A 10,647-nucleotide genomic window follows, 5' to 3' on the forward strand; every position below is an offset into this window, starting at 1 on the left:
TCCTTCTTCTTGAGCTTCGAGCTTAACGGCCCGCGCCCCGTTCGATTTTTGAATATTTAAGGTTCAAAAATCGCCCAGGACGCTACCAACTGGGGAAATTTCAAACGCCCCTTTTGGGGAGATTACATCCGGCACTTACAAATCTCTTGTCAGGGGACAATTATCACTATTGTTGCCACTCCAATTTGACCCGTGCACTGGCCGATCATCTGGGCATATCTCTTGCTGCGGCAGAGCCGCATATTCATGACGTGCTGAATGTGTTCATGTGCACTGGTTTTACCCGCGACACTGGCCAATACTTCATGAAAGCAAGCCCTGTGCGGCCGGGGGACTACCTGGAGTTTTTTGCTGAAATTGACCTGCTCGGCGCGTTGAGCGCTTGTCCGGGCGGGGATTGTGGGGCCGAACATACCAGCGACGCGGCTCCTTGTTTCCCATTGCAGGTCGAGATCTTCGCCCCGCAGGAAGGCGCGTTGGGTGATTGGCGTTCACCGGCGCGAAATGGTTATGATCAGACGCATGGACGGGGATAGCAAAAAGGCAGCTCATTGAGCTGCCTTCTTTAATCGTCAATGTGCAGGCCAATCAGGCGAACGCGGCGTCCAGCGCGATTTCAACCATATCGCCAAAGCTGCGTTCCCGTTGATCGGATGGCAGCGCTTCGCCTGTCTGCAAGTGATCCGATACCGTCAGAACGGCGAGCGCCCGACACTGGTAGCGCGCCGCCAGAGTGTACAGTTCGGCCGCTTCCATTTCGACGCCAAGGATGCCGTGGCGCACCATTTGTTCGTTCAGATCAGGGCGTTCATCGTAGAAGACATCAGAGGAGTAGATGCCGCCGACATGTGGCGTCAGGTTACGGCTTGCAGCTGACTGCGCAGCAGCCTGCAGCAAAGACCAGTCGGCGCAGGGGGCAAAGTTCACTTCTTTGAAGATGCCGCGCGATGGGGTGCTGAGCGTCGTGGCTGTCATAGCCAGAATAACGTCGCGAATATTCACCGTTGGCTGCATGCCGCCGCAGGACCCAATCCGGATCAGGGTTTTTGCGCCATAGTCCTTGATCAACTCATTCACGTAAATCGACAAGGACGGCATGCCCATTCCGCTGCCTTGAATGGTCACCGGATTGCCATTCCAGGTTCCTGTAAAGCCGAGCATTCCGCGCACTTCATTTACAAGACGCACATCTTTCAGAAAGGTTTCTGCGGCCCATTTTGCACGATAAGGGTCACCAGGCAGAAGAACAGTTTCTGCGATCTCACCTTTTTTGGCGCCAATATGAACTGTCATTTCAGATCCTTCGTTTTCGAAATCAAATTTCGAGATCGGAGATATCAACGCCGGAGGTCAGCGCTGCATGGACCCAATGTGGTTTGCGGCCACGACCCGTCCAGGTTTCTTCTGGGTTTTCAGGGTTCCGATATTTGGGGGCTGCTTTGTTTTTCTTGGTTGTCGCACGGGCTGCACCTGCGATTTCTTCCAGCGAAAACCCAAACTTGGCAGCTGCGTCTTGTGCAGCTTTCAGGGCTTCGGAACGCTCGCGGACTTCGGCGTCTTTGAGTGCTTTTTCGACATCAATTTGCAATTGCAGCAACTCTTTGCGGGACATTGCATTCAAATCGAGGGTCATATCGGGCTCCAGTCAAAAGTATGCCGCACGCCGCGGCAGCGTTTCTTATGCCGTGCATATTACCTGGCTTCAGCCCGAAAATACCGTTTGGGGTCTTTATTTGCGGAAAATTGCTAGTTTGCTGCTGATCTTGGTTGTTTGGCCAGCTGCACAATATCTCCCATGATTGCATTCAGTTCAAAATGCTTTGGAGTGTAAATTTTGGAAACGCCTAATTCGCGCAGTTTGTCCGCATCATCATCTGGGATGATTCCACCCACAATCACCGGAATATGCGCTAGCCCTGCGGTTTCCATCCGCTGCATCAATTCCTCGACCAATGGAATGTGACTTCCGGACAGAATGGACATCCCAACCACATGGGCTTTCCCATCAATTGCTGAGGCCACGAGCTCTTCGGGTGTCATCCGGATGCCATCATAGGTGATATCCATGCCGCAATCGCGGGCGCGCGCTGCAATTTGTTCCGCACCATTGGAATGTCCGTCCAGTCCCGGTTTGCCAACCAACAGTTTCAAGCGGCGCCCCAAGGTGTCGCTGACGGCGTCGACTTCATCGCGCAATTCTTCGAGCCCTTCGGTGCGGTTCGAAACAGATTTAGACACGCCAGTCGGGCCGCGATAGGTACCGTAGACCCGGCGCATTTCCTCTGCCCATTCGCCCGTTGTTGCGCCTGCTTTGGCGGCGGCAATCGATGCGGGCATAATGTTTGCGCCTTCGTTTGCGGCTTTGCGCAGCGCCGCCAGTGCCGATTGCACTGCCGGTTCGTCACGGTCCTGACGCCAGGCGGTTAGTCGGTCAATCTGTGCGGCTTCCACGGCGGGATCGACCACCATGATGCCACCATCCTCGGTTTGGAGCGGCGATGGCTCTCCTGTCGTCCATTTGTTTACGCCGACGACGATTGTTTCGTTCTTTTCGATTTTATTCAGACGTTCAGCATTGGATTCGACGAGCCGAGATTTCATGTATTCGATCGAAGACACCGCGCCGCCCATTGAATCGAGGTTTGCCAGTTCGCGACGTGCGCCATCTTTCAGCTCTTCGACCTTGCGGTCCACAACTGGGTTCCCGTCGAAGAGGTCATCATATTCCAGGAGATCAGTTTCGTATGCGAGGATTTGCTGCATGCGCATGGACCATTGTTGATCCCATGGGCGCGGCAGGCCGAGCGCCTCGTTCCAGGCTGGCAATTGCACGGCCCGGGCACGCGCGTTTTTGGACAACGTAACCGCGAGCATTTCGATCAAGATACGGTAGACATTGTTTTCGGGCTGTTGTTCAGTCAACCCGAGTGAATTGACCTGTACGCCATAGCGGAAACGCCGGAATTTGGGGTCCTCGACGCCATAGCGGGTCTGACAAATTTCATCCCACAAATCGACAAAGGCGCGCATTTTGCACATTTCGGTAACAAACCGGATGCCTGCATTCACGAAGAACGAAATCCGTCCGACCATTGCTGGAAAGTCTTCTTTGGAAATACGCGGGCGCAATTCGTCCAAAACCGCTTGTGCGGTGGCCAATGCAAAAGCGAGTTCTTGTTCGGGTGTCGCGCCTGCCTCTTGCAGGTGGTAGGAACAGACGTTCATCGGGTTCCATTTGGGAACGTGGGTGTAGCAATACTCGGCAACGTCCGCGATCATTTTCAGACTTGGCTGCGGGGGACACACATATGTGCCGCGGCTCAGGTATTCTTTGATCAGGTCGTTTTGGACTGTTCCTTGCAGGGTCGAAATATCTGCCCCTTGTTCCTCTGCAACAGCAATATAAAGCGCCAATAACCACGGTGCAGTGGCATTGATCGTCATGGATGTGTTCATCTGATCAAGTGGAATTTGATCGAACAGCGTGCGCATATCCCCCAGATGGCAAATCGGGACGCCCACTTTTCCGACCTCTCCGCGGGCCAAGACATGGTCGCTGTCATAACCGGTCTGAGTTGGCAGATCGAAGGCGACGGACAGGCCTGTTTGTCCCTTGGCGAGGTTGGCACGGTAGAGTGCGTTTGACGCCGTAGCGGTGGAATGCCCTGCGTAGGTCCGGATGAGCCAGGGGCGGTCGGCTGTGCGGGTGTTTTGCGACTGCGGCATGACGATCCTCTGCTATGTTCGATCTGATATGACGGTAATTTTGTTTCTCAATTGGGATCTAAATCGTAATTATGAACCTTTGTCAATTCGCTGCATTGCGGCGAAACAGATCAACCTTGCTGTTCCGAAACAGAAGAGGGGCTTGGCGCACTACAAAACGACAGATGGGGTGGGGTTTGTGACGCTATCCACTTGCCTTAGCGTAAGCGGTCAGCGATGGTTGCGGAATGATGCAAACGGTTGAGCTGCCGCTTTGGCTATTTTTGTTGATCGTACTGTTTGCGGCGGTCACTTTCGCATCGCATTTTCTTTTCCCATCTGTGCGTTGGTTTTTCCGCCGTCGACTTGAACGGGCGGTTGAACGGCTGAACCGGCGGCTTGAACGCCCCATCCGCCCTTTCAAATTGGCGCGCCGCTACGACATGATACAGCGGCTGATCTATGATCCCGCCGTCACCAAAGCCATGGCGGCCCATGCGAAAGCGTCGGGAATTCCAGACAATGTCGCTTTTGAGGAGGCACGGCGCTATGCGCGCGAAATCGTGCCGTCCTTTTCAGCGGTCGCTTATTTCAGCATTGCCATACGGTTGGCACGGTTCCTGTCGAACACGCTTTACCGTGTTCAGCTTGGGTATCGCGACCGCCCGGCGCTGGCACAGATCGATCCCGAGGCAACGGTTGTCTATGTGATGAACCACAGATCCAATATGGATTATGTGTTGATCACCTATCTGGCGGCCGATCATTCGGCGCTGTCTTATGCCGTAGGCGAATGGGCGCGGGTCTGGCCGCTGTCGCGTCTGATCCGGGCGATGGGTGCGTATTTTATCCGTCGTAAGTCGCGCAATGATCTGTATCGGCAGGTGCTGTCGACCTATGTACGGCTTGCGACCCAGAATGGAGTGACACAGGCGATTTTTCCGGAAGGCGGGCTGAGCCTCACAGGTGCGCTGCAAGATCCCAAAGTTGGGCTGATCAAATACATCGTTGATGGCTATTTGGCGACTGATCGCACGGATGAGTTGCAGCGTGACGTCGTCTTTGTGCCGGTCGCTGTAAACTATGACCGGGTGCTTGAGGATCAGATCTTGACCCAAGCAGCAGGCGAGGGTCAGCGCAAATTTCGGCCGCGGATTTCGGTGATCGCCCTGCGGTTTTTCTATCAGGTCTGGCTCTGGATCACGGGGCGGTATCGGGGGGTCGGGCAGGCCGCGGTCAGTTTTGGGACGCCGCTCAGCCTGCAAAGTATCCTTGCAGGCACGGAGGATGAGGCGGACGACCCGACGGAGCTGGGTCTGGAGTTGATGGCCCGCATAGGTGAGGCTGTTCCGATCCTGCCTGCGCCCATGGTTGCGCTGCTACTGGATGAATTGACCGTTGGTGGAGACACCCCGATCACGGTTGCGCAGCTTGAGGAGCGGGTAAGCGCCAAACTGGCTGATCTACCGACACAGCATGGGCTGAGTGCCGATGACAGGCTGAGCGAAATGATCACGCAGGGCGTCGATCGCCTGAAAGCGCGTGGGATCATCACGCAGGATGACAGGGGCCTCCACGTCGCCCCGGATCAGCGAATCTTGCTGGCATATTATGCCAACTCTATTCGTCACCTTTGGCCAGACAAAGCCCGCTAACGAGGGGTTTTCTGCGACTGCGAAGAGTTTTCTGCGGCAGCAAGGTTATAAAATTTCAAAAACCTGCCAAACAGTATTGCAATATTACTTTGTCGATCCTAATCCTTAGGGGCGAGCTGCGATTCTGCATCGCGGCACAAACCGATCACGCACAGGACAGATCAGAAGGAGGCCAGCATGGCTTTGGATACGCAAAACGGTGCCATTTCTTATGAGGCCCCTGAAAAAGAACTCTATGAACTCGGTGAGATGCCGCCGATGGGCTTTGTTCCAAAGAAGATGTATGCTTGGTCCATTCGCAAGGAACGCCACGGCACGCCAGATACAGCGATGCTGCAGGAGGTCGTGGATGTCCCGACACTGGACAGCCACGATGTGCTCGTCCTCGTGATGGCTGCAGGGGTAAACTACAATGGGGTCTGGGCCGCACTCGGCCAGCCGATCAGCCCTTTTGACGGCCATGGCCAACCATTTCACATTGCGGGTTCTGATGCGTCCGGGATCGTTTGGGCCGTCGGAGACAAGGTGAAACGCTGGAAGGTCGGGGACGAAGTGGTCATCCACTGCAACCAGGATGATGGCGACGACGAATTCTGCAACGGGGGGGATCCGATGTATTCCCCAAGCCAGCGTATCTGGGGCTATGAAACTCCTGATGGCTCGTTTGCGCAGTTCACGAATGTGCAGGCGCAGCAATTGATGCCGCGCCCCAAACACCTGACCTGGGAAGAAAGCGCCTGCTACACGCTGACCCTTGCGACGGCCTATCGGATGTTGTTCGGCCATGAACCACACGACCTGAAACCTGGTCAGAACGTGCTGGTCTGGGGTGCGTCCGGCGGCTTGGGCTCCTATGCGATCCAGTTGATCAATACGGCAGGCGCCAACGCCATCGGTGTGATTTCGGATGAAAGCAAGCGTGATTTCGTGATGGATCTGGGCGCGAAGGGCGTCATCAACCGCAAGGATTTCAATTGCTGGGGACAGTTGCCCACAGTGAACACTCCGGAATACGCAGATTGGTTCAAGGAAGCGCGCAAATTCGGCAAAGCGATTTGGGACATCACCGGCAAGGGTGTGAACGTTGATATGGTGTTTGAACACCCGGGCGAAAGCACCTTCCCGGTGTCGACATTCGTGGTCAAAAAAGGCGGCATGGTGGTGATCTGTGCAGGCACCACCGGGTATAATTTGACGTTTGATGTGCGCTACATGTGGATGCACCAAAAGCGCCTGCAGGGCTCGCACTTCGCCCACCTGAAACAGGCTGCCGCAGCCAACCAGTTGATGGTCGAACGTCGCCTTGATCCCTGCATGTCAGAGGTATTCCCATGGGCTGACCTGCCCGAAGCCCACATGAAGATGATGCGCAACGAGCATAAACCTGGAAATATGTCCGTGCTGGTGCAAGCGCCCCGCACTGGATTGCGCACCCTTGAAGAGGTTTTGGCAGGTTAAGTAGCGCCAGTATTGGCGATCTGACATCTTATTGAGAAAAACTAGATCCACGGGTTACAGCATGTAATCCGTGGATTTTGCTTTGTATTCGCGTTATAGGTGTGTTGATTGACTGCAAAGATCCCAAGTATGACTGCGAAGGTGTGATGCGACTTTGGTCGCGACTGGGCTGGTGGAACTTTTCTCGTTTGTTTTACATATGCATAACAATGGGTATCAATTGGTACTTTGACGGTCAGACCGACGCGTTCGGCCGCACATCTAAATGGAATTGATAACTGCAGCAGCGCTGCCAAAGCCGAGATAACAGGGACTGAATGGCAAGCCGGATTAATCTTGATTTTATCCTAGAGGTATTGGACGCCGCGACATCGGTGGAGGATCTGCGTGAGCTGATCAAACGGATCTGTGACAGTTTCGGCGTCAACCATGGCATGTACCATTGGGTGGATAGTGCCGGCGATCACTATTACTTTGGGACCTATTCTGATGAGTGGGTAACCCGCTATCAGGAACGGGCTTATGTGCGGGTCGATCCAGTCATCATCGGCTGCCATCAGCGGTTCCACCCGGTAGATTGGCGACGCTTGGATTGGTCACCGAAAGCTGCACGAGAGTTCCTGCAGGACGCGCTGGACCATGATGTGGGCAACCAAGGTTACTCAATTCCGATCCGTGGCCCAAACGGACAGTTCGCGCTTTTCACCATCAGCCACACCTGCGATGACGCAGAATGGGACAAATTTACCGAGCGCCATAGCCGGGATCTTATCCTGCTGGGGCACTATATGAACCGCAAGGTGCTTGAGTTCGAACCAGACCGTGGCCCCGATCAGGTGCAGCCGCTGTCACCCAGAGAGATCGATGCCCTGACGCTGCTGGCGATGGGGTATAGCCGTGCCCAAGTGGCCAAAACTCTCTCGATTTCAGAGCACACACTGCGTGTCTATATCGAGAGCGCGCGATTCAAATTGGGCGCGATCAACACCACGCATGCTATTGCGCGCGCCATCAGTCTCGGACTGATTTTGATCTAGATGATTGAGCTTTAAGTGAAATATTAACCCTATAGTTGAGATGCATTTCCAGGCGTACCCTAGTCCCACTGTTCAATTTAAAGGGGACTACTTATGCTTCGTTATGTTTATGCTCAGGACTTGGCCCAGTTTGAACCGTTGGCTCGTTCGATGTTTCGGGATCGCGCGGATCAATTTAAAACTCGGTTGGGATGGGACGTTCAGGTTGATCGCAACAGCGAGGAGCGCGACAGCTATGATGCGCTCAACCCGCTTTATGTGATTTGGGAGAACGCAGACGGCAGCCACGGTGGTTCGATGCGGTTTTTGCCCTCGACCGGCCCCATCATGGTGAACGATGTGTTTGCCGATTTGAACGATGGCAAACGGATCTCCAGCCCTCTTATCTGGGAATGCACCCGTTTCTGTCTGTCTCGCGGCGCGCAAGGCGGTGTTGCCGGTGCCTTGACGCTTGGCGGTTTGGAGCTGATGCGGAACTTCAATATCGCGCATTTCGCAGGTGTTTTTGATCGCCGCATGGTGCGCATATACCGGGCACTCGGCTTTAGCCCGGACATTATCGGCACCAAAGGTTCAGGACGGGACCGGGTCTGTCTGGGCCTGTGGGAGTATTCGCGCGCTGCCTATGATCGCGTGGCGAAGCTGGCAGGAATTTCCGCTGAACAATCTACGCTTTGGTTCGATTTATCCTTGGGTGGCGCGCAGGCACCGGTGCCTCAGGCCATGGCGCTGACAGCATAGCGGAAACTGTTTGTGGTGGGATCATCGGCACTGGCGCAGCTGTGCGCGGGGCTATAGGGTCCCGCCATGAACACGTCACCCATTCAATTCTCCGACGATCAGGCCGTTGCCTTTGATCGGGTCAGCACGCTTTTGCATGAGGCAGGCGTAGATCTCGAAGATGATCTCTTGCACCCACCGCGCGGGGATGCGGGGGCTATGGCGGTCATTGGTAAGGCGGGATCGGGTAAGACACTGCTGCTGGCAGAGCTGTACAAAGCGCTGGAAAAGGCCGGTGTCGAAATCGTTTCGGGTGATTACGAGAGCCGCAAAAAGAATGAAGACCGACGCACGCTTGCGATCCTCGCACCGACCAACAAGGCCGCGAGCGTTTTGCGCCTGCGGGGCGTTCCTGCGACCACAATTCACCGCATTCTCTACACCCCGGTCTATGACCCAGACTATGAGCGTATCGCCGAATGGCTGGCGGGGACCGGGGATCAACCCGAACTCGAAGATGTGACCGACGAAGCGCTGGAACGGGCCAAAGCGTTTTATGAAAAGAACAAGTCCATTCCAGGTGCGCTTGCTGCTGCGGGCTTGCGGGGGTCGGATTTCATCACGGGCTGGAAACGGCGGGAAGAGCCTTTGGACATCGGCTTCATCGATGAAGCGTCCATGCTAGATGATCGGCAATTTGACGATCTGAAAGAGATTTTCCCAACGCTCCTGTTGTTTGGGGATCCCGCGCAGCTTGCTCCGGTGAACCAATCCGGTGCGATGGTGTTTGAAACACTTCCCGAGACGCGCAAACTGGTGCTGAACCGGATCCACCGTCAGGAAGCGGGCAATCCAATCCTGGATCTTGCCCATGCCTTGGCCGACCCAGATCTGGGTTTCGAGGCCTTTGAACGCATGGTCGAAGAGATCTCGCGACGTGATGAACGGGTTGTTCTTGGACAACGGGTCGAGGTCGACCTTATGGCCCGTTCGCCTGTGTTGGTATGGCGTAACAACACCCGCATTCGTTTGATCAACGCCTTTCGCGCAGTTCACGGCGCACCAGAAGATAGCCTGCTGGCTGGCGAGCCACTGATCTGCGATGGCATTGAATTACCGCTGAAGCACCGAAAGAAACGATTGGATCTGGAGGCGCGTGGCCTGATCAAAGGGGCGCAGGTTGTCTACCTTGGGCCTGGCCGAAAGCCGGGGTTTTCGCGCTTGCACGTCATGGGGGCCGAAGATCCGCAGGTCAGTGCCGCCTCGATTGTTAAAATCGAGAAACCGGAAGAAGAAGAGCCATTTATTCCGTTTGCTGCCAGAATGGGCGCGGCCTTTCTGCACGGTGCAGCCGTCACGATCCACAAGGCGCAGGGGTCGCAATGGCCAACCGCGCAGGTCTTTGCCCCAGATATCTACGCAGCAGCCCGTATGGGTCGGGTCGAAGCGGGACAACCCCTGTGGAAACGATTGGCTTATGTTGCAATCACACGGGCGCAGGACCGATTGATTTGGGTTGTGCGCAACCGGCTTTCCAAACCAACAGGACCACTCCAGGTCGATGATTTGCGGGCGACCCCGGCAAGCACCCTGACGCTGGAGGCGCAGGAGGACACACCGTTATGACATCCGATGCAGAGAGCCGAAGCATTCTGATCACAGGCGCCAGTTCAGGAATTGGCCGGGCGGTTGCCACTCTATTCTTGCAGGAAGGCTGGACCGTTGGCCTATTGGCGCGCCGCGCGGCTGCCTTGCAGGAGGTGGCAACCGGGTTTGATGAACAACGCGCCATCGTGCTGCCTGCCGATGTCACCAAACCAACCGAAGTTGAGACTGCATTCGACACATTTGTGAAACGGGCAGGGCGGTTGGATGTTTTGTTCAACAACGCCGGGGTGTTCACCCCTCCCGGAACCATTGATGAAATCCCGCTAGGTGTGGAGCCTCAATAGGTTGTTCCGATTTAATCGTAACCGGCTGATTGGTGGTTTTGATTTTAGGGCCGCGTGTGGTCTGTGCCAATTGTAGAGATGTGTCCAGACGGGCAGATCGGCGGCGCGGTCGTCTGAGGT

9 protein-coding genes and 2 pseudogenes are annotated in these 10,647 nt (G+C 55.3%); 7 read left to right on the plus strand and 4 right to left on the minus strand.

The genetic code is table 11. From position 1 onward, the window contains the following. Window positions 1–113: 113 nt before the first annotated feature. Window positions 114–536, plus strand: coding sequence for a DUF1989 domain-containing protein (locus Q0C28_RS01040; RefSeq protein ID WP_293572791.1), 423 nt, complete (start codon window positions 114–116; stop codon window positions 534–536). Window positions 537–588: 52 nt separating this feature from the next. Here Q0C28_RS01040 and deoD read toward each other — a convergent pair whose 3' ends face one another. The 3 genes from deoD to Q0C28_RS01055 form a co-directional block, all read right to left on the minus strand. Next, window positions 589–1,293, minus strand: coding sequence for a purine-nucleoside phosphorylase (gene deoD / locus Q0C28_RS01045; protein WP_293572792.1), 705 nt, complete (start codon window positions 1,291–1,293; stop codon window positions 589–591). A gap of 22 nt (window positions 1,294–1,315) precedes the next feature. Further along, window positions 1,316–1,633, minus strand: a complete 318-nt coding sequence (locus Q0C28_RS01050) for an H-NS histone family protein (protein WP_293572793.1) — start codon at window positions 1,631–1,633, stop codon at window positions 1,316–1,318. Between the two features lie 113 nt (window positions 1,634–1,746). Next, window positions 1,747–3,726 (minus strand): protein meaA, encoded by a 1,980-nt coding sequence (locus Q0C28_RS01055; protein WP_293572794.1) that lies wholly within the window; start codon window positions 3,724–3,726, stop codon window positions 1,747–1,749. 227 nt (window positions 3,727–3,953) lie between these two features. Between Q0C28_RS01055 and Q0C28_RS01060 the strand changes: the two genes are divergently transcribed. The 6 genes and pseudogenes from Q0C28_RS01060 to Q0C28_RS01085 all read left to right on the plus strand — a co-directional run. Beyond that, window positions 3,954–5,360, plus strand: a complete 1,407-nt coding sequence (locus Q0C28_RS01060; RefSeq protein ID WP_293572795.1) for a 1-acyl-sn-glycerol-3-phosphate acyltransferase — start codon at window positions 3,954–3,956, stop codon at window positions 5,358–5,360. A gap of 177 nt (window positions 5,361–5,537) precedes the next feature. Beyond that, the gene (gene ccrA, locus Q0C28_RS01065) at window positions 5,538–6,818 is read left to right on the plus strand and encodes a crotonyl-CoA carboxylase/reductase (protein WP_293572796.1); all 1,281 of its coding nucleotides are present in this window, start codon (window positions 5,538–5,540) and stop codon (window positions 6,816–6,818) included. A gap of 317 nt (window positions 6,819–7,135) precedes the next feature. Then, a complete protein-coding gene (locus Q0C28_RS01070; protein WP_293572797.1) occupies window positions 7,136–7,855 on the plus strand; it encodes a LuxR family transcriptional regulator in 720 nt (239 codons plus the stop codon). A gap of 93 nt (window positions 7,856–7,948) precedes the next feature. Beyond that, complete coding sequence (locus Q0C28_RS01075; RefSeq protein WP_293572798.1) at window positions 7,949–8,596, plus strand: acyl-homoserine-lactone synthase; 648 nt, start codon at window positions 7,949–7,951, stop codon at window positions 8,594–8,596. Between the two features lie 66 nt (window positions 8,597–8,662). Next, the gene (locus Q0C28_RS01080; protein ID WP_293572799.1) at window positions 8,663–10,201 is read left to right on the plus strand and encodes an AAA family ATPase; all 1,539 of its coding nucleotides are present in this window, start codon (window positions 8,663–8,665) and stop codon (window positions 10,199–10,201) included. Beyond that, window positions 10,198–10,509 (plus strand): annotated as a pseudogene (locus tag Q0C28_RS01085) (SDR family NAD(P)-dependent oxidoreductase); the annotation flags it as partial. The gene Q0C28_RS01080 and the pseudogene Q0C28_RS01085, both read left to right, overlap by 4 nt. Here Q0C28_RS01085 and Q0C28_RS01090 read toward each other — a convergent pair. Further along, window positions 10,507–10,647 (minus strand): annotated as a pseudogene (locus Q0C28_RS01090) (IS481 family transposase); the annotation flags it as partial. The pseudogenes Q0C28_RS01085 and Q0C28_RS01090 overlap by 3 nt on opposite strands.

The sequence above is a fragment of the Phaeobacter sp. genome, assembly GCF_022825805.1.
GTDB lineage: Bacteria > Pseudomonadota > Alphaproteobacteria > Rhodobacterales > Rhodobacteraceae > Phaeobacter.